We start from the raw sequence: 22612 nt of genomic DNA on the forward strand, positions 1-22612 counted from the left end.
ACGGCTGTTGGAAGAACCTCGGCGGGTTATTCGGCGGTGACGCGGTCGATGATGAGCGGGAGGTGGTCCTCGCTCGCCTCCCCCACCGCGTAGCCGTCCTCCAGGGCTTCGAGGGCGCGGTCGAAGCGGGAGGTCTCGTCCGTGTGCAGCGTCATCAGCGGCTGCCCGGCCCGTACCAGGTCGCCCGGTTTGGCGTGCAGGGTGACGCCGGCGCCGAACGACACGGGGTCCTCCTTGCGCGCCCGCCCGGCGCCGAGCCGCCAGGCGGCCAGGCCCACCGCGTACGCGTCCAGCCGCGTCAGCACGCCCGACGAGGGCACCTCCACGGTCAGTGACTCGGCCGCCCGGGGCAGCAGCGCGTCCGGGTCACCGCCCTGGGCCGTGATCATGCGACGCCAGGCGTCCATGGCCGAGCCGTCCCGCAGGGCCTTGGCCGGGTCGGCGGAGACCCCGGCGGCCTCCAGCATCTCCTGCGCCAGCCGTACGGTCAGCTCCACGACGTCCGAGGGCCCGCCACCCGCCAGGACCTCGACCGACTCCTCGACCTCCAGAGCGTTGCCCACAGCCCGCCCCAGCGGCCGGTCCATGGCCGTCAGGAGGGCGACCGTGCGCACCCCGGCGTCCGTCCCGAGCGCGACCATGGTCTCGGCCAGTTCCCTGGCCGTCGAGGTCGTCTTCATGAACGCCCCGGAGCCCACCTTCACGTCGAGGACGAGCGACCCGGTGCCCTCGGCGATCTTCTTCGACATGATCGACGAGGCGATCAGCGGGATCGACTCGACCGTGCCGGTGACGTCGCGCAGGGCGTACAGCTTCTTGTCGGCGGGGGCCAGGCCGGAGCCGGCGGCGCACACGACGGCGCCCGCCGTGCGCAGCACGTCCAGCATCTCGTCGTTCGACAGCGACGCCCGCCAGCCGGGGATGGACTCCAGCTTGTCGAGGGTGCCGCCGGTGTGGCCGAGGCCACGGCCCGAGAGCTGCGGCACGTACGCGCCGCACGCCGCCACCAGGGGCGCCAGCGGCAGCGTGATCTTGTCGCCGACCCCGCCGGTCGAGTGCTTGTCGGCGGTGGGCCGGTCCAGCACGGACCAGTCCATGCGCTCGCCGGAGCGGATCATGGCCTGCGTCCAGTCGGCGATCTCGCGCCGGTCCATGCCGTTCAGCAGGATCGCCATGGCCAGCGCGGACATCTGCTCGTCGGCCACATCGCCGCGCGTGTACGCGTCGATCACCCAGTCGATCTGGGCCGTGGTCAGCCCGCCCCGGTCACGCTTGGCGCGGATGACCTCGATGGCGTCCATCAGGCGCTCCTGCTGAGATCCTGCGGCCCGAACGCGTACGGCAGGATCTCGGCCATCCGCTTGGGCCCGTCCTCGGTCTCGACCAGCAGGTCCTCGCCGCCGAACTCGTACAGGAGCTGCCGGCAGCGCCCGCACGGCATCAGCAGCTCACCGTGGCCGTCCACGCAGGTGAAGGCCACCAGGCGGCCGCCGCCCGATAGCTGCAGCGCCGAGACCAGCCCGCACTCGGCGCACAGCCCGAGGCCGTAGGAGGCGTTCTCGACGTTGCAGCCCGTGACGGTGCGCCCGTCGTCGACCAGCGCCGCCGCCCCCACGGGGAACTTCGAGTACGGCGCGTACGCGTTCCGCATGGCTTCGGTGGCCTCGGCGCGCAGACCGTCCCAGTCGATTTTCAATGCTGTTCCCCCCGGCGATAGCTGACGCCGTCGGCCTTGGGCATCCGCAGACGCTGCGAAGCGACCAGGAGCACGAGCAGCGTGAGCACATGTGGCGTGATGTAAACGAACTCGTTCGGCAACTTTTCGACGGTCAGCCAGAGCCAGAGCAGGATGACCATGCCCAGAGCGGCGACGGCGATGGTGGTGTACTGCTTGGCGCCCCTGGTGACCAGCTCGGCGGGCTGGTCGGAAGACAGCAGGCGGCGGACCTGCAGGACGAGGTAGATCAGCAGGAGCACAGCGCCGAACAGGAAGAACGAGGTGACGGCGCCCTGGTTGCGCAGTTGCAGGCCGTCGGCGTAGCCGAACAGCGACGCGCCGGCCGCGAGCCCGCCGGGCCGCCAGTTGCCGAAGATCATGGCGGCCAGGCCGATGAAGCCTCGCCCGGCCGTCTGGCCCTCCACGTACTTGGTGGAGATGAAGACCAGGAACACGCCGCCGAGCCCGGCGAACGCGCCGGAGATGACGACGGCGACGTACTTGATGAGGTAGACGTTCACACCCAGCGACTCGGCCGCCCACGGGTTCTCGCCCGCCGAGCGCAGCCGCAGGCCGAAGGCCGTGTGCCAGAGCACGAAGAACGTCAGCGGCAGCAGCAGGACGGCCAGGACCGTCAGCACGTTGACGCCGTGGGTGAGCCCGCGCAGGATGCCCGCCAGGTCGGCGACCAGGAACCAGTGCGTGGCCTCCAGCTTGCCGAGCAGGTCGGGCCCGTCCGAGAGGATGGGAAAACTGATCTCCCACTTCCCGCTGATCGCGGGCGAGGTGGTGATGCCCGCGCCCGCGTCGGCCGCCTGGGTGCCCTCCTTGTACAGAACCTCGGACAGGAACCGGGTGATGCCGGGGCCGAGCAGGTTGATGGCGACACCGCTGATGATGTGGTCCACGCCGAACGACACGGTCGCGATCGCGTGCAGCAGCCCGCCGAGCGCGCCGCCGAGCAGTCCGGCGATCAGCGCGGCCACCGGGCCCCACTGGTATCCGGCCCAGCCGGCCATCCAGGTGCCGAGCACCATCATGCCTTCGAGGCCGATGTTGACCACGCCGGCCCGCTCGGCCCACAGGCCGCCGAGACCGGCCAGGCCGATCGGCACCGCGAACCCCAGGGCGGCGGCGAACGTGCCCGATGAGGTGATGTCGTTCTGGCCCGACACGATCCGGACCAGCGACATCAGCAGGATGAGCGCGGCGATGCCGAGCAGCACCACGTGGTATTTGCCGACCCTGGTCATGCCGTCACCTCAACGGGAGTGTTCCTGCCGAGCTGCTGGGCGGCCCGCCGTTCTTCGATCCTGAGCGCGATCCGGTTCGTCACCTCGTTGGCCACGACCACCAGCAACACGATGGTGCCCTGGATGATCGTGATCACGGACGGGGGGATGTCGGCGAACTGCAGCGGCCCCTGCGCCCGGTCGAGGAAGGCGAACAGCAGTGCGGCGATCGCGATGCCGACCGGCTTGTTCCTGCCGAGCAGGGCCACCGCGATGCCGAGGAAGCCCAGGCCGGCGGTGAAGTTGGAGTTGAAGGCGCCCTTGTCGCCGAGGATCTCGGGCAGGCCGATGAGCCCGGCGATCGCGCCGGACAGCACCATGGCCGCGATCACCATGCGCTTGGAGTTGACGCCCGAGGCGACCGCGGCCGAGGAGTTGAGCCCGCTGGCCTTGATGTTGAAGCCGAACCGGGTGCGTTCGAGCACCACCCAGATGACCACGCCGAGCACGATCGCCACGATGAGGAAGCCCCACAGGCCGCCGTTGCGGGTGGGCGCCAGCATCCCCAGCCAGTCGAACAGGAAGTTCAGGTCGGGGAACATCGCCGACTCGGGGAGCTTCGGCGTGGTCGTGGTCAGCTCGCCCTCCGCGCGCACCCCGGCGAAGGGGCCGCGGACGAGGTAGGCGGCCAGGCTGATCGCGATGTAGTTCAGCATGATCGTGGAGATGACCTCGTTCACGCCCCTGGTCACCTTCATGACGGCGGGGATGAGCGCGTACAGGCCGCCGACGGCCGCCGCGACCACGATGATCACCGCGATCTGGATCGGCGCGGGCGCCGAGAACGTCGAGCCGACGAACGCCGCGCAGATGGCGGCGATCCGGTACTGGCCCTCGACGCCGATGTTGAAGAGGTTCATGCGGAAGCCGACGGCCACCGCCAGACCGGCGATGAACAGCGGCACCGCCCGGTTGAGGAAGGTGGCGATGCCGTTGGACTGTGTCCGCTCGGTCGCGCCGAAGTCGAAGAAGGCGCCCATCGCGTCCAGTGGGCTGGCGCCCGCAATGATGATCGCCGCGCTGCAGATCGCGATCGCCAGGATGACGGCGACGATGACGCCGGCGACGGTGAGCAGCGCCCGGTTGAGCCCGGCGGGCATCACGTCTCCTCAGTACCGGCGATGGCGCCGGTCATGTAGCCGCCCAGCCGCTCGGGCGTGATGTCGGAAGGGTCGAGCGCGGCGACGAGCCGCCCCCGGTAGATGACCTGGATGGAGTCGGACAGGCCGATCAGCTCGTCGAGGTCGGCGGAGATGAGCAGCACGGCGAGGCCGGCCGCTCTGGCGTTGCGCAGGTGGTCCCAGATGGCGGCCTGGGCGCCGACGTCGACGCCGCGGGTCGGGTGGGCGGCGATGAGGAACGCGGGCTCGCCGCTCATCTCACGGCCCACGATGAGCTTCTGCTGGTTGCCGCCGGACAGGGCCAGCGCCAGCGTGTCCACACCGGGGGTACGGACGTCGTAGTCCTTGATTATGCGCGCGGTGTCGGCCTTCGACGCCCGCCGGTCGACCCAGACGCCCTTGCGCGCGGGCTTCCTGGTCTGGTGGCCGAGCACCCGGTTCTCCCACAGCGACGCCTCCAGGAGCAGGCCCTGGCGGTGGCGGTCCTCGGGGATGTAGCCGATGCCGGACTCCCTGCGCTTGAGCGTCGACCAGGTGGTGATGTCCTGGCCGGTCAGCTCGATGGTGCCGTGCGCGGGGCGGATGCCCATGATGGCTTCGATCAGCTCGGACTGGCCGTTGCCCTCGACGCCGGCGATGCCGAGGATCTCGCCCTTGCGGATCTCGAACGACACGTCGTCGAGGAGCAGGCGGCCGCCCTCTTGGCGGAGTTTGTCGGCGTACACGCTGACCGAGGTGCCCTTGGGGACGGGGCGGTGGGCGCCGGCCTCCATGGTGAGCTCGGAGACCTTCAGCGCCACGGTGTCGGTCACCGTGGACTCGCGGGTCTCCGGGGTGGGCAGTTCGCTGCCGACCATCAGCTCGGCGAGCTGCCGCGCGGTGACCTCGCCGGGGTCCACGCTGGCGACCGTGGTGCCGCGCCGGATCACGGTGATCGCGTCAGCGATGTCGAGCACCTCGTCGAGCTTGTGCGAGATGAAGATGACGGTCAGGCCCTCGGCCTTGAGCTCGCGCAGGTTCTGGAAGAGCTCCTCGACCTCCTGCGGCACGAGTACGGCCGTCGGCTCGTCGAGGATGAGGATGCGGGCGCCGCGGTAGAGGACCTTGAGGATCTCCACGCGCTGGCGGTCACCGACGCCGAGGTCCTCGACCAGCCGGTCGGGGTCGACGCGCAGGCCGTGGGCGGTGGCCAGTTCGGTGATGCGCCTGCGGGCGGCGGCCACGTCGAGCCGGCCGGCCTTCGTGGGCTCGGCGCCGAGAACGATGTTCTCCAGCACCGTGAAGTTGTCGGCGAGCATGAAGTGCTGGTGCACCATGCCGATTCCGACCTCGATGGCGTCGCTCGGCGTACGGAAGCTGACCTCCGCGCCGTTGACCCTGATCGTCCCCTCGTCCGGCTTCTGCATGCCGTACAGGATCTTCATCAGCGTCGACTTGCCCGCGCCGTTCTCCCCGACGATGGCGTGCACCGTGCCGGGCTGGACGGTGATGCGGATGTCGTGGTTCGCGACGACACCGGGGAAACGCTTAGTGATGCCCTCCAGCTCTACGGCGGGTTTCACCGTGGCCAGGGTGTCAGCACTCATTTCGCCTCTCCTAGACAGGGGCGGCATAGACAGAAGGCCCGAAGTTTTCGGACTCCGGGCCCTCAGGTGTCACTCCTACCCCGATTACGGCTTGGCCGGAACCGTGATCTTGCCGTCGACGATGTCCTTCTTGGCAGCGTCGAGCTTGTCCTTGATGTCGTCGATTTCGCCACCGGTGGTGGACAGGCCCACGCCGTCGACCTTCAGGTCGTACGTGACGTTGCTGCCGCCCTTGGCGCCACCCTGGAAGGACTTGATGAACTCGAACACGCCGACGTCGACGCGCTTGAGCATCGAGGTCATGATGACCGACTGCAGGTCGGTCTCCTTGACCGTCTGCCGCTGGTCGGAGTCGACGCCGATGGCCTTCTTCTTGGCCGCGGCGGCCGCCTGGAACACGCCGAGACCGGAGTCGCCGGAGGCGTGGTAGACGATGTCCGCGCCGTCCTGGTACATCTTCTCGGCCGCGACCTTGCCCTTGTCGGGGGCCTTGAAGCCGGAGAAGTCACCGTCGGGCGTGAGGTACTTGATGTCGATCTTGGCGTCCGCCTTGACCGACTTCACGCCGGCCACGAAGCCCGCCTCGAACTTCTTGATCAGGTCGCTCTCGACACCGCCGACGAAGCCGAGGTGGCCGCTCTCCGACTTGGTCGCCGCGGCGACGCCCGCCAGGTAGGAGCCCTGCTCCTCGGCGAACAGCAGGCCGGTCACGTTGGGCGCGTTGGAGGCGGAGTCGACGACCGCGAACTGGATCTCCGGGTATTCGGTGGCCGCCTTCTTGATGTCCTCGGCGTAGGCGAAGCCGACCCCGATGATCGGGTTGTAGCCCGCGTCCGCGAGCTGACGCAGCAGATCGCCGCGGTTGGAGCCGTCAGCGGACGGGCTCAGCTCCTTGATATCCGCCTGGAGGTCCGTCTTGGCCTTCTCCAGGCCGGTGTACGCGGCGTCGTTGAACGACTTGTCGCCACGACCGCCGACGTCGAACGCGAGCCCCACCTTGAGCGCGCTCTTCGGAGCCTCGCTGCTCGCGCCGCCGGTCGGCGCCTCACTGGCCGTGGTTCCCCCGCCGTCGCCGCCACAGGCGGCCGCTGCCATGAGCATGACGCCGGCCACGGGGCCGATCGCCAGCCTGTTGAATCGCTTGCCGAGCAAGGCGACTCCCTTCCATGTCCCCGCCGTAGTCGAGAACTTCAACGCAGGCGTGAAGAACGTACGGCACCTGCACGGAAGATAGTTGCTTGACCAGGGCGAACCAAACCGGCGCACAGGGTCGCAACCGCTCCGTTATCGACATCAGTCGCGTCTGTGACCTGAATCGCGATTCAGGCACTTCGGACGCTCGGGGAAAGTTTTGCCCAACTTTGGGCCTCGATCGCCTCTTGCCCTGGAGCCGATCGTGGCAGAGATTCCCACCGACGGAGGAAATTTCGTATCGGAGTCCCGTATGCGCCCTTGGAAGACCCTCACCGTACCTCTGACCGCGTTACTCGTCGCGACGCTGGCCGGCACCGTGCCCGCGTCCGCCGACACGCCGGCCATCAAGGTCGAGAACAACGCCACCCAGCCCGTCTTCTCCCGCGCGGACGCCATCCAGCAGACGGTGTTCGTCGAGGTCGCGGGGACGGACAGCGACAACGACGGCAAGCCTGACCGGGTCGCCGTGGACATCCTGCGGCCCAAGGAGACCGACCAGGGCCTGAAGGTCCCGGTCATCATGGAGGCGAGCCCGTACTACGCGGGCGGCAACGACGTGTCCAACCACCCCGTGGACGTCGACGAGAACGGCAACCCGCTGCCCGCGCTCAAGTCGGCGGCGAACAAGCTGGCCGCCGAGCCCTTCGACGGCTACTACGACAACTACTTCGTGCCCCGCGGCTACGCCATCGCGCTGGTCGAGAACCTGGGCAGCGGCCGGGCCACCGGCTGCCCGACCTCCGGCGACCGCAACGAGACGGCCGGCCCGAAGGCCGCGATCGACTGGCTGAACGGCCGCGCCAAGGGCTTCGACGCCGCGGGCAACGCGGTCCAGGCGACCTGGTCGACGGGCAAGGTCGGCATGATCGGCGTCTCGTACAACGGCACCCTGCCCAACGCGGTCGCCGCCACGGGCGTCAAGGGCCTGGAGACGATCGTGCCGATCGCCGCGATCTCCAGCTGGTACGACTACTACCGCGCCAATGGCGGCGTCCTGGCCCCCGGCGGCTTCCAGGGCGAGGACCTGGACGTGCTCGCCAAATACGTGCTGACCAGGGAGAACGGCCAGGAGGTCTGCGGCGCCCTGATGGATCGGCTCACGGCCACACAGGACCGGATCACCGGCGACTACAGCCGCCTCTGGGACGACCGCAACTACCTCAACGACGTGAACAAGGTCAGGGCCAGTGTCTTCGTGGTGCACGGCCTCAACGACTGGAACGTCAAGACCAAGCAGTTCGCCCAGTGGTGGTACGCGCTGGCCAAGCGCCAGGTGCCGCGCAAGATCTGGCTGCACCAGGGCACCCACATGAACCCCTTCAACCTGCGCACGGTCGAGTGGCTGCGCCAGTTGCACGGCTGGTTCGACTACTGGCTTTACCGCATCGACTCGGGCATCATGCGCGAGCCGCAGGCTGACGTGGAGATCGGGGCCGGCCAGTGGGCCCAGCACGCCTCGTGGCCGCTGCCGGGAACCGCGACCGTGCCCGTGTATCCGGGGTCTGGCTCGAAGCTCAATCTGTTCCCGCGCGCGCACTCGCCCAGGGAGACCTTCGTCGACCAGAAGGTCAGGACGGCCGAGCAGCTCGTGGAGGCGGCGGGGGCCGATCCGAACCGGCTGGCGTACACGACCGGGGCGCTGCCCGCCGACGTACGGATCTCGGGGACGCCGACGATCTCGGTGCGGGCCTCGCTGAAGGACGGCGCGTCGCCGTACCTGACGGCGCTGCTGGTGGACTACGGAGAGGACGTGCGCCCGAACGGCACGCTGCTGTCCACCGGCCAGACCTACTGCTACGGCCAGGGCATCCCGGGTGACACGGGCTGCACGACGCTCAGGACGCTCGGCACGGCCGGCACCCCGTACAAGATCGTCACCAGGGGCTGGCTGGACGTCCGCAACCGGCACCGGCCGGACCGGACCGAGCCGCTGCGGCCGGGCCGGGAATATACCTTCAACTGGGACTTCCAGCCGACGGACTACCTGTTCAAGAAGGGTCACCGGCTGGGCCTGGTGATCATTTCGACCGACTATGACTACACGCTGCGCTACCCGCCCGGCACGAAGATCACGGTCGCGCCCGGGCAGTCGGCGCTGCGACTGCCCGTGGTGTTCGGCAGGTTGCTTTAGGGCTTTGGCGGCCCGCCCGTCAGGGGCGGGCCGTCACGCCATGGCGCTGGTGATCGAGTCGAGCGGGCCGACCTCCCACAGCGCGGTGAGCGCGGTGGTGGCCATGACCCGCACGCCCATCGAGATCGCCTTCTCGTCCACGTCGAACGTGCCCTGGTGGATGTCGTAGGTGAGACCGTCGGGCGAGCGCGTGCCCAGGCGGGCGAACGCGCCGGGGATCGACTCGAGGTACCAGGCGAAGTCTTCGCCGCCGAGCGACTGCTGGGTCGGGACGACCGCGCCCGCGCCCAGCGCGCGCTCGGTGGCCTCGGCCAGCATCTCGACGCTGACCTCGTCGTTGACCACCGGCGGCACGCCGCGGGTGTAGTCCATCGTGGCCTCGACGCCATAGGCGCCGGCCACCGACTCCAGCAGCGACTTGATCAGGTCGGGAGCGGCGTGCCAGGCGTTCTCGTCGAGGCAGCGCACCGTGCCCTCGGCCACGCCGTCGTCGGGAATGGCGTTGGCCGCCGAACCCGCCTGGACCTTGCCCCAGACGAGGCTGAGCGAGGAGCGCGGGTCGACGCGGCGCGACAGGGCGGCGGGCAGCTCGGTCAGGATCTTGGCCAGCGCGAAGACCAGGTCGGCCGTCAGGTGCGGGCGGGCGGTGTGACCACCGGGACCCGAGACCCTGATGACCAGCTTGTCGCAGGCCGAGGTGATCGGGCCGGACCTGAGCCCGACCTGCCCGACGTCCACCCGCGGGTCGCAGTGGAGCCCGAAGATGCGGTCGACCCCGCTGATGCCGCCGTGGGCCATGACCTCCAGCGCGCCGCCCGGCAACTCCTCGGCGGGCTGGAAGATCAGCCGCACCCGGCCGGGCAGCAGGCCGGCCGCGGCCTGCTGGGCCAGGAAGAGCGAGGTGCCGAGCAGGACCGTGGTGTGCACGTCGTGCCCGCAGGCGTGGCAGGATCCGGCCACGGTCGAGCGGTAGGAGACGTCCTTCTCGTCCTGCAGGGGCAGCGCGTCGATGTCGGCGCGCAGCGCGACGGTCGGGCCGTCGCCGCTGCCCACGTCGCAGATCAGCCCCGTGCCCCTGGGGAGCACCGATGGGGTCAGCCCGGCGGCGGTGAGCCGCTCGGCGATCCGCTGTGTCGTGCGATATTCGGCGAAAGCGAGCTCAGGGTGCATGTGGAGGTCGCGGCGGAACGCCACGAGATCCTGCTCGATCTCCGCCAGGAACGCGTCGAGTTCCCCCCGAAGCTCACGTCCCCGCATATGTCACCATCCCGTCCCATGCCGCGCCCCACAGATGCTGGCCATCGCGGCTCATGCGCTAAAAATTCTCCATCCCGCGGCGGCCACCCGGTTGTGCGGCCGCTCGGCGAATCAAAAGTCACACCCGTTGGTATTGGTGCGCGAGATCGTCAGCACGGGCATTGCGTTCATCGGTCGCGAGTGCCGCTGCATCCCGGGAGCACAGCGGTCGGCCGTGAGCCCGATGGCGATGCTTCGACTTTATCGCCTGCATGCGGCTTCGCGCCGACAGATACACCAAAAGTTGGCCGACGGCAGGCCCGTAACCGCAGGTCGTCACGTTCCGTACAGGTGCCGCTGATCCGGAAATAGTCACAAGGGATCATTAGATGGTGACCCGATGTCGCCACTTCCAAACGTGGTCGATGATTCCGAATCCTGTCACCTTCCGTCATGGTCATCACACTTCGGCGATGGCTGCTTTTGCATAGAATGCGTGTTTCACTCGCTGTATGATCACTAATATCCCGTTCGGGGAGAAGAATGCTGGGTTGAGCATCTTCGAGCCGGGCGAGGGGACCCTGGTGGTCGTGCCCTCGCTCTCCCTTCCGCAGGATGAGCTACGCCGGATCACGGGAGCCAGGTCGTACGAGGAGCGCCTGCTGTTCCTCCTGCTCACGCTCCGCGAACCCGGGGTCAAGGTGGTCTACCTCTCCTCCGCCCCCATCGATCCCGACATCATCGAGTACTACTTCGCGTTCCTGCCCGACCCGGATGACGCCGCCAAGCGTCTCACGCTGATCAGCCTCGACGACCCCTGGTCGCAGCCGTTGACCAGGACGCTGCTCGCCCGCCCCGACGCGATCGAGCAGTTACGCTCGGCGATCGACGGTGACGCTTGGCTGGTGCCGTTCGTCCTGAGCGAGTTGGAGGAGGAGCTCGCCTCGTTACTCAACGTGCCCCTCTACGGTCCCGCGACGTCCCTTTCCTATTACGGCTCCAAGAGCGGCGGCAGGGAGGTGGGACATGAGGCCGGCGTGCCGATGGCGCGCGGCTTCTGCGACCTGCGCTCGGTGCTCGAAATCGAGGAGGCGATGGACGCCCTGCCCGGGCAGCGGGTGATCGTGAAGCTGAACGACGGATATTCCGGGCTCGGCAACGCGATCGTCACGAAGGCCGACAGGTCACTGACCAGCTTCTCGGCGGCGGGAGAGACCTGGGGCAGCTTCACCGCGAAGATCAGGGACCGGGGGGCCGTGGTTGAAGAGTTCATTGAGCATCGCCCGCTCTACTACCCGAGCGCGCTGGCTCAAATCACGCCCGGCGGCCACGCGGAGGTGCTCGCCACGCACGACCAGGTGCTGGGCGGCAACAACGGGCACGTCTACCAGGGCTGTACGTTCCCCGCGGCGCCCGAGTACCGCGCCGAAGTGGGCGCCTCGGCCGCCCGGATCGCCCGGGTGCTGGCGGATCGGGGCGTGGTCGGGCTGTTCGGCATGGACTTCTTCGCGCTGAAGGCCGACGCCGGGTACGCGGCGCTGCTGTGCGAGATCAACCTGCGGATCGGGGGCACCACGCATCCGTTCGGCGCCGCCGTGCTGACGACCGGGGCCAGGTACGATCCCGGCACCGGCCTCCTCATGTCCGGAAATCAGCCGAAGTTCTACACCGCGACCGACAACTGCGCTTCGGCATGCCTGCGCGGGCGTACGCCCGGTGAGGTGATGCGGACGGCCGACCGGCTCGGGATCGGTTTCAACGCGGAACGGCGTACCGGAAACGTCTTCCACCTGCTCGGGGCCGTCCCCGAGCACGGCAAGCTGGGCTTCACCACGATCGGCGACTCCCGCGAGGAGGCCGACGAGCTGCATGCCCTCACCCGGCGTCTCCTCTGCGGTCCTTGACCCGCCCGGCCCCGGCGGCCCGGAGGCCGCGCCAGCCGATGACCCCGAGCACGACGGCGAGGACGATGTTCACCGCGATCAGGATCCCGTGCACCACGTAGAAGCTGGTCGGATGGCCGTCGGCCAAGTTAAACCCGAGGTTCACCCACTCGAAAATCATGAATGCGCCCAGGATGATGAGGAATCCGGCGATCTTTCGTGACACATGTACCTCTCTAGCATCGAACGTCGATCTTCGGGGGATGTGTCGCCACATGTGCATGTACACGGAGCTACGCTGAGACCGCCATGTGGACGAAAATTCTGCCTGTCACGGCACTCATCGCCTCGGTCTCGCTCACCACCGGGACCGCATACGCCGCACCGACGACGCCTGTCGGCGGCGAGGCTCTGGGGAGCCGCGGCCTGGTCGCCCCCGAGGGCGTCAAGAAGCCGCCCAAGAGCAAGGCTACGTCCTACGTGATCGCGGACGCGGACACGGGGCAGGTGCTGGCGGCCAAGGACCCGCACGGGCGCTATCTGCCGGCCAGCACGCTGAAGGCCCTGACCGCGCTGACGCTGATCCCCAAGCTGGACAAGGACCGCAAGGTCCGGCCCAGCCACAACGCCTGCAACCAGGAGGGCAGCGCGGTCGGCCTGTCGCCCAAGGTGACGTACAAGATCGACGATCTCTTCAAGGGCCTCATGATGTCGTCGGGCAACGACACCGCCATGGCCCTGGCCGAGGCCAACGGCAGCCTCACCCAGACCATGCGTGACATGAACACCGAGGCCAAGCGGCTGCAGGCGAACGACACGGTGGCCAAGACGCCCAGCGGCCTGGACAAACCAGGACAGAGCAGCTCGGCCTACGACCTGGCCCTCATCGCCCGCGCCGGCCTGGCCAACCCCGACTTCAAGCGCTACATCAGTACGAAGACCGCCAAGTTCCCGGCACCCAAGGGCTACTACGAGATCAGCAACCACAACAAGCTGCTCTGGCGCTACGACGGCATGGTCGGCGTCAAGAATGGCTGGACCTCCAAGGCGCGGGCCAGCTTCGTGGGCGCGGCCACCCGGGGCGGCCACACGATCGTGGTGACCATCATGCGGCACGAGGGCTTCTTCTGGGAGGAGGTGTCCGACCTGCTCGACTGGGGTTTCTCGGTCAGGGGCAAGGCCGCGCCGGTCGGGCGGCTCGTGGACCCGCTGCCGGCCTCGGCGCTGGCCGCGCCCCAGCAGCAGGCGTCCGCGCCGGCCGCCTCGGTCACCCCGGCCGCCCAACCGCCGCTGATGGAACGTGCCGCCCGCAAGCAGGACGACTCCACCAGGACGGTGGGCTCGGTAGTGATCGGTGGCGGGCTGCTGTTCGGGCTGATCTGGCTCGGTTACGGAATCCGCCGCAGGCGCGCCCGCTCACGCTCCTGAGTGCTCTTTCACGCTTCTGAGGTCTCCGGCTCGGCGCCCGCGGGTGGAATCGGCGTCGGGGCCGGGGGCGGGCAGAGGCCGGCGGTGGCCGTCCAGGCGGCGACGTAGAGGACGAGCCTGGCCGAGAAGTTCATCCAGATCAGCAGCCCTACGATGACGGCGAACGTACCGTAGACCGGGTTGTTCAGGGTGCTCGCCAGCAGCAGCGTCGCCACCTGCTTGAGCACCCCGAACCCGATCGCGCCGAGCAGCGCGCCCTTGGCGATCACCTTGAACGGCTGGCTCGGCCGGGCCACCCAGCCGAGCAGGATCATGAACAGCAGCCAGTCGGCCCCCACGCTCGCCGACACCCCGGCGACCCTGAGCCCGAACGCGGCCAGCGGGGACTCACTGCCGAACACGAAGTGCAGGATGTTGTCGGTGGCCGTCGTGGCAAACCCCGCGACCAGCACCGACACGATCGCCGTCACCCCGATCATGAGCAGTGAGGCCAGGTCGCGCAGCTTGCCGACGAAGAAGTTCAGCGGCGGCTCGGTGGTCATCGACATCTCCCGCAGCGCCCAGCGCAGCGCGTCGAGCGCGCCGAGCCCGGCGTAGAGGAGACCGAGCAGGCCGATGATTCCGGCGGCCACCTTGGCCGTGGCCATGCTCTCCAGCGGCAGTTGTTCGGCGATGCCCGGCAGCCGCTCCTCGATCGCCTGCTGCAGGGCCTTCCTGGTAGCGGCGCTGGTCGCCACCACATAGCCGAGCATCGCGTACGACAGCACGATCAGCGGGAAGAAGGACAGGAACGCGAAGTAGGTGACCGAGGCCGCCAGCCGGTCGCCGAACTGGAACTGGTAGCGCTGTATCGCCCGCAGCAGGTGGTCGAACGACAACCGCCGGACCCGCCAGTCGGCCACCCTCCGGCGGCCCCCGGCCTTCACCGACTCGATCCGCTCCGCCAGACTCGCCATTCACTTCCCTTACCCAGGGGCGACGATCACGCTCCCACCACCGCCTCGGCGGACTCGGCCAGGGTCGTGAGAACCGTCGCCAGATCGTGGTGGAGCAACTGCCCACCACGCTTGACGGCACGCCCCGCGACGATGACGGTGTCGACGGAAGAAGTGTCGGCGTTGAGCACGACGGCGCCGATCGGGTCGTGGGCGGCCGCCATGCCGAGCGTGTCGGTACGCAGGAGCAGCAGGTCCGCCTGCTTGCCCGGCCGCAGCGAGCCCACGACGTCGTCGAGCCCCACCACCTCGGCGCCCTCGATGGTGGCCATGCGCAGCGCGTCACGGGTGGTGAAGCCGAGCCCGGCGCCGTCGGGGCGGCCGCGTTCGAGCAGGTGGATGGTGCGCATCAGGGAGAACATGTCGCCGGGCGAGCAGACCACGGTGTCGGCGCCGAGCGCGGTCGGGACGCCCGCCGCCCTGGCCCGCCCGGTGGCCGGGTAGCCCATCCCCAGGTTCATCTCGTCCACGGGCGCGAGCGAGACGCTGCCGCCGGCCGCGGCGATGCGCTTGAAGTGCTCGTCGGTGTAGTTGAGCGCGTGCACGAACGTCGTGGGTACGCCGAGCAGCCCGTTGGACTCCAGGAAGTCGAGCCCGCTCGCGGCGCCGTCCAGGCTGTGCCCGAGGTGCGAGGTGACCCGCAGGCCGAGCTCCGCGGCCAGCCGCCACTCCACCAGCGCGCGCTCCTCCCCCGCGATCTCCGGGCCCAGGGCGGCGAGCGCCATCGTGACCAGGCCGGAGTCGTCGGGCAACCGCTCGCGCACCCGCCGGGTGCCTTCCTCGAAGTCGTCGCCCCCGTTGCAGTAGCCGAACACGGCCCTGATGCCGGACTCGCGCAGCGCCCGCAGCGCGGCGTCCGTGTGGTCGGGGCTGAGCTGGATGTGCGACCAGTCGAGCAGCGTGGTGACGCCCGTGTCGAGGCTCTCCAGCGCGCCCGCCAGGTTGCCGGCGTAGACGTCCCGCGGGCGGAAGCGGCCGGCGAGCTCGCCGACGATGCGCCGCATGTAGCCGGGGAAGTCGACGTCGGGCGCGACGGCCCTGATGGCGGCCTGCCAGGTGTGCCGGTGGGTGTCGACGAAGCCGGGCAGCACGATCCGGCCGGTCGCGTCGATGACCTCCGCGCCGGGGACGTCGGGCAGGCCGGGGCCCACCTCGGCGATCACGTCGCCCTCGATCCGCACGTCGGCGCGGCCGAGGACGACGGGCTGCGGCTCGGTGTCGATGACGACGCCGTTCTTGATCAGAGTTGTCATGCCTGAAAGCTTAATAAGAAGCTTTTCAGAAAGCAATCTGGTTCTGGGTATCCTCGGGAACGTGAAACCGGATGAGATCGACGAGCTGGTGCCCCGCTGGAAGGAGGCGGGCATGTCGTCGTCGCTCATCGCCACGCTTGAGCTCGGCAAACGGATCTCGCGGCTGCACCTGCTGTTCGAGCAGGCGATCAAGGCCGAGCTGGCGGAGCTGGGGCTGACCTATGCCGAGTTCGACGTGCTGATGGCGCTGAACCGGGCGGCTCCGCCGTACCGGATGAAGCCGAGCGAGCTGTCGAAGGCGCTGCTGCTCACCTCGGGGGGCATCAGCAACGTGCTGCAGCGGCTTACGGCGGCCGGGCATGTGGAGCGTGAGGACAACGCTGGGGACGCGCGCAGTCGCTGGGTCCAGTTGACGGAGAGCGGGCGGCAGGTCGCGACCTCGGCCCTGGGGGCCTCGTCGCGGGCCTACTCGGACGTTACGGCGGGGATCGAGGAGGAGGCGGTGCGGCGGGCGGCGGACGCGCTGCGCGAGGTCCTCACCCCGATGAAACGCCGCCGCTACCGGTAGATCCCTTCCCGTCCGCCACACTTCGGCCGAGGTCCTTTCGGAGATGGGACGGGGCGGGGTGGGTGGTCAGTGGAGGTTGTGGCGGGTGGACCAGGCCGCGATCGCTGTGGCGATTTCCGAGGGGCGGTCCTCCTGGGCGTGGTGGCCGGCCGGGCCGCAGGGTTCGATCTCCAGGGCGGCGATGTGGCCGGCGCACCAGGCGGCCATGTGTTCCGTGATCAGGAGCGTCGGAGAGGAGTCGAAGGTCAGCAACAGCTTGGGGACCTCACGACTGCCGGCCAGCCACGGGCCGTAGCCCGCGACGCGCGACGCCACGTCGGCGGGGTCGCCGTCGAGCGGTGACGAGCGCGCCCACTCCAGCAGCGGACGCCGGCTCTCGCGGTCCGGGTACGGCGCCAGGTAGGGCTCCAGCTCCTCCGCCCCCAGCGGCGTCAGCACCCCGCCGGTGTACGCGGTCTCCACGAGGAAGTTCTGGTCCAGCACCAGCGCCTCCCCACCGGGCCCCCGGATGGCCTCGGCCCGCGCACGGGGCCCCTCGCCCAGGTCGGCCCAGCTCATCTCCCGCACGATGGTCTCCAGGAACGCCACCCCGCGCACCCGCCCCGGATGACGGGCCGCCCAGTCGAAGGCGAGCGCGCCGCCCCAGTCGTGGCCGACCAGCACCACCTCCTCCAGCCCGAGCGCGTCGAACCAGGCGTCGAGGTAGCGGGCGTGGTCGGCGAACCGGTACGGGATATCCGGCTTGCCGGAACGGCCCATGCCGATGAGGTCGGGGGCGAGCAGCCGCCGCCCGGGAGCGGCGACCCCGGGCATGACCTTCCGCCAGGCGTGCGAGGAGGCGGGGTTGCCGTGCAGGAACACGTAGGGGACGCCGGCGCCGGAGTCCTCGTAGTACATGGTCGAGTCGAGCACCTCGATGAAGGGCATATCGAGCTTCTTTCGTTCGTGTGACTAACGTTCGTGACACTAACGAAGTTACATCGTTAGTGCGACTAACGCAACGGGTAGGATCGCCGGCATGACGGACACCATGGACGAGCAGGACACCCCGGCACCGCTGCGCGTCCTCCCCAGCCGGATGTTGTCGCTGGTCGCGATGCACTCCGACCGGCTGGTGAGCGACGGGCTGGCGGGCGCGGACGCCCGTAAATGGCACTACGCGGCGCTCGTGGCGCTGCGCGAGTCCGGCCCTGCGAGCCAGGCCGGCTTGAGCCGCCGCACCGGCATCTACCGCAGCGACCTGGTCGCCGTCATCAACGAGCTGTCCGAGCGCGGCTTCGTGGAGCGCGCCCCCGACCCCGCCGACCGCCGCCGCAACGTCATCACCATCACCGCCCAGGGCCGCCGGCAGCTCGACCGGCTGGACGAGCTGATCTCCAGCCTCCAGGACGACCTGCTCGCGCCACTGACTCGACCGGAACGTGAGGAATTCACCGGATTTCTGACCCGGCTGCTGGCCCATCACACCCGGCGCGAACCTTCCTGAGCAGGGCCGAAACCATGGCAGCCGCGCATTGGGAGCCCTAGCCTGTGGGATGTCGGGAACGATCCAGGAGGCGTCGCGCCCATGGCCGAAATCAGCACCGGGCAGATGGTCAGGCTCCAGCGCGAGCGCCGGGGCATGAGCACCACCGCACTGGCCACCCAGTCCGGCTGCACCCCCAGGCACATCGAGCTCATCGAGCACGGCAAGCGGACACCGTCGCTCCCCCTGCTCAGGGAGATCGCCAAGGTGCTGGGCGTACGTACCGCGGTCCTCTTGGGAGAGACCCCGCGCGACTCCCATGAGCCGAGCCGGCCGCAGATCAGCGACATCGAGCGGGCGCTGTTCACGTGCCGCTCGATGGCGCCCGACATCGAGCCGCCCGACGCCGAGCAGCTCTCAGAACGGGTGTCGGCGGCGCGCAACGCCTGGTTCACCTCGACGCGCCGCTACTCGATCCTGATGGCGGCGCTGCCCTCACTGGTCTCCGACGCCGAGAGCCTGGCCCTTGATCGCACGCCGTCGGCCTACAGCGTGGCCACGGACGCGTACCTGCTGGCCAGAGGGGTGCTCAAGCACCTGCGCCGGGTGGACCTGGCGCATCTCGCGGCCGACCGGGCGATGCGCTTCGCCGAGGAGTCGGCGGATCCGCTGATGGTCGCGTGGGCGTACTGGAACCTGGGGCAGTCGATGTTGTCGGACGACATGCACCAGATCGCGTACGACGTCGCGCGGCGCGGCATCGAGCTCCTGGAGCCGCACGTCGGCGACGGCGACGACCGCCACCTCAAGGCGCTCGGCGCCCTGCACCTGCTCGCCGCGATCGGCGCGGCCCGGATGGGCGACGACGACGAGGCCAGAGAGCGGGTACGCGGTCCCGCCGCGCAGCTCGCCGAACGCGTCGAGGACGGGTCGGGCGTCTACGACCTGGCCTTCTTCGGCCCCACCAACGTCGCCATCCACATGGCCAGCATCGAGAACGACACCGGCCGCCCCGAGGCGGTGCTGCGGATCGCCGACGACATCGACCTGCGCCGCACACCGTCGATCGAGCGGCGGACCACCCACCTCGGCCACGTCGCCCGCGCCTGCGAGGACCTGGGCGACGACGCCGCCAGCCTGCTCCACCTCCTGCGCATCGAGCGTGAGTGCCCGGAGGAGCTCGACCACAAGCTGCTGCTGAGGGAGATGGTGCGGTCGCTGGCGCGGCGGGCGCGGCCGTCGTGGGCTCCGGAGGTGCGCTATCTGGCCGAGCGGCACGACATTCCCATCTGAACCGCGAACTCTGAGTTCGGTGTCCGCGAACTGCCAGATCTTGCGCCCGAGTTCGTCACGGACCGGCGTGTCGATGCCACGCTGCGCTCATGACCCGAGCGCCGAGTGCCGATTTCGTCATGGAACGCCTGCTGGAAGAGGCGGCACGAGAGTTTCCCGGGTGGGCGTTCGAGCGGAATCAATCGAGCTGGACGGCCGCCCGCGACGACGTCCGGTACACCCGGCCCAGTCTGGCCGCCCTGCGTGCCCTGCTGCGCGTGCACCGGGCCGCGCGGAGGAGATGATTTCATGCCGTTGGAGAGTGCGTCTTCCGAGAGCGATCTCGTGGGACGGCAGCTCGAGGTCCTGCGTAGCACCTACCCGGCGTGGAAGATCTGTTTCCGGCACGACGAGCCGGGCACGGCCAGGTGGACGGCCGTGCTCCGGCGGCCGATCACGGCTCAGATGACGGCCGCGGGGCTCCGGCAGCGCATCGACGGCCCCGACGCCATCACCCTCGCCGGCGCCCTCGCCCATCAGGCCGCCCTCCTGCACACCCGCCGAGCCGGCGCGTGGCCGGCCTGAGGCATTTGCGCGGTCCGCGCCGTTGTGGTGCATTGATGAGGTGATCACCAAGCGGGTCGACTGACTGAACGACGCCGCGCCGCCGGTATCCGGTCGTGGTGGCCGTGCTCGCCGGGGTCCTGTACGTGGTGGGAATGCGGCCGCCGGTGTACGACGCGCCGGTCACGGCGGCCCGGATCCTCGGCCGCCCGAACGAACTTCGGGCGGGACCACGGGCCCCCGCCATGGGGTCCCGTGGTCCCGCCCGATCAGTGGCCGGCGGGCACGAGGGCGGGTTCCTCGGCCGCGGCCGGGGCCGGGCGGCGGCGCATGACCGTGAAGGCGAGCGCCGCGGCGATCAGCACGCCCGCCGCGCTGATGAGGAAGCCCGTCGACATCGCCCCGGTGAAGGCGTCCCGGGCGACCTGTGCCAGCCCGGCGTCACCGTTCCCAGCCGCGACCCCCAGGGCGTCGGGCAGGGAGCGGCGGGCCTGCTCGGGAGCCGAGCCGGGCATCGCCCCGGTGAAGCCCGCGGCCACGATGCTGCCCAGGATGGCGACGCCGAGCGCGGCGCCCATCTGCTGGATGGTGTCGTTGAGCGCCGAGCCGACCCCGGCCCGCTCGGCGGGCACCGCGCCCATCAGCGCCGTGATGGCCGCCGGGACCGCCAGGCCGCCACCGGCGCCCAGCAGGAACAGCGCCGCCCCGGTCACCACGAACCCGTCACCGGCCGACACGGTCGCCAGCAGCCCGAACGCGCCCGCCACCACGACCAGCCCACCGGCGGCCAGGGCGCGGTTGCCGACCCTGGCGCCGAGCGCGGCGCCCAGGGCGTTGCAGGACAGGGAGGCCACCGCCATGGGAAGGAAGGCCAGCCCGGCCTCCGTAGGCGTGTAGCCGAGCACGAACTGCAGGTACTGGGTGAGGACGAGGAGCAGGCCGCCGTTGCCGATCTGGACCAGGGTGAGGGAGACGCTGGCACCGCTGAAGTTCCGGTTCTTGAACAGCTCCAGCGGGACCATCGGCGACGGGGTGCGCAGCTCCCAGATCACGAACGCGGCCAGCGAGCCGACCGCCACCACGAGCGAGACCAGCGTGCTCACCCGGCCGAGGCCGTGGACGGGCAGTTCGATGATCGTATAGACCAGCGCGGTCATGCCGGCCACGGACAGGATCGCGCCCAGCGGGTCGGGCTTGCTCCACGGCCCTTTGGACTCGGGCATCAGCACGACGGCGGCGACGATGGCCCCGATCGCGATCGGCACGTTGATCAGGAACACCGCGCCCCACCAGAACCAGGCGATGAGCACGCCGCCCAGCACGGGGCCGCCGATCAGCCCGGTCATCGCGACCGCGCTCCAGGCGGCCATGGCCTTGCGCCGCTCGTCCTCGTCGAACACGGTGATCAGGATCGACAGGGTGCTCGGCATGATCAGCGCACCGCCGACGCCCATCACGGCGCGGGCCAGGATGAGCTGGCCGGGATCGGTGGCGAAGGTGGCGGCCAGCGAGGCGAGCCCGAACAACGCCAGCCCGATGATCAGGACCCGGCGGCGGCCGTACCGGTCGGACAGGCCGCCCGCCGTGAGCAGCAGTCCGGCGAAGACCAGCATGTACGACTCCATGATCCACTGGATGTCCTGGGCGCTCGCCCCCAGGTCCTCGGCCAGCGGCGGGATCGCCACGTTGAGCACCATGTTGTCGATCACCAGCACGGCCGTGCTCAGGCACAGCACCACCAGGATCAGCCAGCGTCGCGGATGACGGTCCATCACGTCGTTCACCTCTCGCGTACAAAGTTCCTTATATGCGAACACTGTACGCATGAGAGCGTGGCGTGCGCAACCCGGGCATGAAAAAGGGCCGGACAGTGCCCGGCCCTTGCGACAGAGATGGTTACGGCGTGGGCAGGAAGCCCACCCGCTCACGCACCTGCGCCATGGTCTCCTTGGCCACCGCCGACGCGCGCTGCGCGCCGATCGCCAGCAGGCGGTCGAGCTCCGCCTCGTCCGACAGCAGCTTCTCCGTGCGCTCCCTGATCGGCGTGAACGTCTCGGCCACCGCCTCCGCCACGTCCTTCTTGAACGTGCCGTAGCCCTGGCCCTCGTAGCGGGCCACCAGCTCGGGGATGGGCGTGCCGGTCAGCGCTGACTGGATGCGCAGCAGGTTGGAGATGCCGGGCTTGTTCTCCTCGTCGAACAGCACCTCGGAGCCCGTGTCGGTCACCGCGCGCATGACCTTCTTGCGCAGCGGCCCGGGCTGCTCCAGCACGTCGAGGATGCCCGCGGGGCTGGAGGACGACTTCGACATCTTCGCCGTCGGGTCCTGGAGGTCGGTGATCTTCTCGACCTCCTTGAGGATGTACGGCTCGGGCAGCGTGAACGTGTCACCGTAGCGGTGGTTGAACCGCTGGCCCAGGTCGCGCGTGAGCTCCAGGTGCTGCTTCTGGTCCGCCCCCACCGGCACCCGGTTGGCCTGGTAGAGCAGGATGTCGGCGGCCTGCAGGATCGGATAGGTGAACAGGCCGACGCTGGCCGCGCTCTCGCCGAACTTGGCCGACTTGTCCTTGAACTGCGTCATCCGGCCCGCCTCGCCCATGCCGGTGAGGCAGATCAGGATCCACGCCAGCTCGGTGTGCTCGCGCACGTGCGACTGCACGAAGACAGTGGAACGCTCCGGGTCGAGACCGGCGGCGAACAACTGCGCGGCGGCCACGCGGGTGCGGCGGAGCAGCATGGCGGGCTCGGTCGGCACGGTGATCGCGTGCAGATCGACCACGCAGTAGAAGGCGTCGTGGGTCTCCTGCATAGTGACCCACTGGCGAACCGCACCCAGGTAGTTGCCCAGGTGGAAGGAGTCCGCTGTGGGCTGGATGCCGGAGAGTACACGAGGTCTGGCCATAGCAGG

At 69.5% G+C, this 22612-nt stretch carries 21 protein-coding genes; 8 read left to right on the forward strand and 13 right to left on the reverse strand.

Annotation, left to right across the window (positions count from 1 at the left end; all coding sequences use genetic code 11):
* Positions 1-26: 26 nt before the first annotated feature.
* The 6 genes from C4V41_RS37385 to C4V41_RS37410 form a co-directional block, all read right to left on the reverse strand.
* Complete coding sequence (locus C4V41_RS37385) at positions 27-1301, reverse strand: thymidine phosphorylase (RefSeq protein ID WP_103960724.1); 1275 nt, start codon at positions 1299-1301, stop codon at positions 27-29.
* Positions 1301-1696, reverse strand: a complete 396-nt coding sequence (locus C4V41_RS37390; protein WP_103960725.1) for a cytidine deaminase — start codon at positions 1694-1696, stop codon at positions 1301-1303. Before C4V41_RS37390 ends, C4V41_RS37385 begins: the two co-directional genes overlap by 1 nt.
* Positions 1693-2970: an ABC transporter permease gene (locus tag C4V41_RS37395; RefSeq protein ID WP_103960726.1), complete on the reverse strand. Its 1278-nt coding sequence runs from the start codon at positions 2968-2970 to the stop codon at positions 1693-1695. The genes C4V41_RS37390 and C4V41_RS37395 overlap by 4 nt, the downstream gene beginning before the upstream one ends.
* The gene (locus tag C4V41_RS37400; protein ID WP_103960727.1) at positions 2967-4109 is read right to left on the reverse strand and encodes an ABC transporter permease; all 1143 of its coding nucleotides are present in this window, start codon (positions 4107-4109) and stop codon (positions 2967-2969) included. The genes C4V41_RS37395 and C4V41_RS37400 overlap by 4 nt, the downstream gene beginning before the upstream one ends.
* A complete protein-coding gene (locus tag C4V41_RS37405) occupies positions 4109-5716 on the reverse strand; it encodes an ABC transporter ATP-binding protein (RefSeq protein WP_103960728.1) in 1608 nt (535 codons plus the stop codon). The genes C4V41_RS37400 and C4V41_RS37405 overlap by 1 nt, the downstream gene beginning before the upstream one ends.
* A gap of 84 nt (positions 5717-5800) precedes the next feature.
* Positions 5801-6868: a BMP family lipoprotein gene (locus tag C4V41_RS37410; protein ID WP_103960729.1), complete on the reverse strand. Its 1068-nt coding sequence runs from the start codon at positions 6866-6868 to the stop codon at positions 5801-5803.
* Between the two features lie 292 nt (positions 6869-7160).
* Between C4V41_RS37410 and C4V41_RS37415 the strand changes: the two genes are divergently transcribed.
* Positions 7161-9041, forward strand: a complete 1881-nt coding sequence (locus C4V41_RS37415; protein ID WP_103960730.1) for a Xaa-Pro dipeptidyl-peptidase — start codon at positions 7161-7163, stop codon at positions 9039-9041.
* Positions 9042-9074: 33 nt separating this feature from the next.
* On the opposite strand, the gene C4V41_RS37420 is transcribed toward C4V41_RS37415, so the two are convergent.
* Positions 9075-10298 carry a M20 family metallopeptidase gene (locus C4V41_RS37420; protein WP_103960731.1) on the reverse strand — a complete coding sequence of 408 codons (1224 nt, stop codon included), beginning with the start codon at positions 10296-10298 and terminating at the stop codon, positions 9075-9077.
* A gap of 530 nt (positions 10299-10828) precedes the next feature.
* On the opposite strand from C4V41_RS37420, the gene C4V41_RS37425 reads away from it, so the two are divergent.
* Positions 10829-12181 carry a peptide ligase PGM1-related protein gene (locus C4V41_RS37425; protein ID WP_103960732.1) on the forward strand — a complete coding sequence of 451 codons (1353 nt, stop codon included), beginning with the start codon at positions 10829-10831 and terminating at the stop codon, positions 12179-12181.
* Here C4V41_RS37425 and C4V41_RS37430 read toward each other — a convergent pair.
* Positions 12153-12386, reverse strand: a complete 234-nt coding sequence (locus tag C4V41_RS37430) for an SCO4848 family membrane protein (RefSeq protein ID WP_235030622.1) — start codon at positions 12384-12386, stop codon at positions 12153-12155. The two genes, C4V41_RS37425 and C4V41_RS37430, sit on opposite strands and share 29 nt — an antisense overlap.
* An 83-nt stretch (positions 12387-12469) precedes the next feature.
* Between C4V41_RS37430 and C4V41_RS37435 the strand changes: the two genes are divergently transcribed.
* Positions 12470-13588 (forward strand): D-alanyl-D-alanine carboxypeptidase family protein, encoded by a 1119-nt coding sequence (locus C4V41_RS37435; RefSeq protein ID WP_103960733.1) that lies wholly within the window; start codon positions 12470-12472, stop codon positions 13586-13588.
* 8 nt (positions 13589-13596) lie between these two features.
* On the opposite strand, the gene C4V41_RS37440 is transcribed toward C4V41_RS37435, so the two are convergent.
* Together C4V41_RS37440 and C4V41_RS37445 are read right to left on the reverse strand one after the other, a co-directional pair.
* Complete coding sequence (locus C4V41_RS37440) at positions 13597-14544, reverse strand: YihY/virulence factor BrkB family protein (protein ID WP_103960734.1); 948 nt, start codon at positions 14542-14544, stop codon at positions 13597-13599.
* A 26-nt stretch (positions 14545-14570) separates the two neighbouring features.
* Entirely contained in the window at positions 14571-15836 is a 1266-nt protein-coding gene (locus tag C4V41_RS37445) for an amidohydrolase family protein (protein ID WP_103960735.1), read from the reverse strand.
* Positions 15837-15897: 61 nt separating this feature from the next.
* Here C4V41_RS37445 and C4V41_RS37450 point away from each other — a divergent pair, with 61 nt between their 5' ends.
* Positions 15898-16404, forward strand: a complete 507-nt coding sequence (locus C4V41_RS37450; protein WP_160150519.1) for a MarR family winged helix-turn-helix transcriptional regulator — start codon at positions 15898-15900, stop codon at positions 16402-16404.
* Positions 16405-16470: 66 nt separating this feature from the next.
* Here C4V41_RS37450 and C4V41_RS37455 read toward each other — a convergent pair whose 3' ends face one another.
* Positions 16471-17331, reverse strand: a complete 861-nt coding sequence (locus C4V41_RS37455) for a haloalkane dehalogenase (protein ID WP_103960737.1) — start codon at positions 17329-17331, stop codon at positions 16471-16473.
* Between the two features lie 91 nt (positions 17332-17422).
* Between C4V41_RS37455 and C4V41_RS37460 the strand changes: the two genes are divergently transcribed.
* The 4 genes from C4V41_RS37460 (at position 17423) to C4V41_RS37470 (ending at position 19726) form a co-directional block, all read left to right on the forward strand.
* The gene (locus C4V41_RS37460) at positions 17423-17890 is read left to right on the forward strand and encodes a MarR family winged helix-turn-helix transcriptional regulator (protein ID WP_103960738.1); all 468 of its coding nucleotides are present in this window, start codon (positions 17423-17425) and stop codon (positions 17888-17890) included.
* Between the two features lie 81 nt (positions 17891-17971).
* Positions 17972-19162, forward strand: a complete 1191-nt coding sequence (locus C4V41_RS37465; RefSeq protein WP_103960739.1) for a helix-turn-helix domain-containing protein — start codon at positions 17972-17974, stop codon at positions 19160-19162.
* 89 nt (positions 19163-19251) lie between these two features.
* Entirely contained in the window at positions 19252-19446 is a 195-nt protein-coding gene (locus C4V41_RS61030) for a hypothetical protein (RefSeq protein WP_146103936.1), read from the forward strand.
* 4 nt (positions 19447-19450) lie between these two features.
* Entirely contained in the window at positions 19451-19726 is a 276-nt protein-coding gene (locus C4V41_RS37470; RefSeq protein WP_103960740.1) for a hypothetical protein, read from the forward strand.
* 248 nt (positions 19727-19974) lie between these two features.
* Here C4V41_RS37470 and C4V41_RS37475 read toward each other — a convergent pair whose 3' ends face one another.
* Together C4V41_RS37475 and trpS are read right to left on the reverse strand one after the other, a co-directional pair.
* On the reverse strand, positions 19975-21477 hold the full coding sequence (locus C4V41_RS37475; protein ID WP_200824493.1) for a DHA2 family efflux MFS transporter permease subunit: 1503 nt from the start codon (positions 21475-21477) through the stop codon (positions 19975-19977).
* A 124-nt stretch (positions 21478-21601) separates the two neighbouring features.
* Positions 21602-22606, reverse strand: coding sequence for a tryptophan--tRNA ligase (gene trpS, locus C4V41_RS37480; RefSeq protein ID WP_200824484.1), 1005 nt, complete (start codon positions 22604-22606; stop codon positions 21602-21604).
* Between the last annotated feature and the right edge of the window lie 6 nt (positions 22607-22612).

Origin of the sequence: Nonomuraea solani, assembly GCF_900108335.1 — a bacterium.
GTDB classification, from domain to species: domain Bacteria; phylum Actinomycetota; class Actinomycetes; order Streptosporangiales; family Streptosporangiaceae; genus Nonomuraea; species Nonomuraea solani.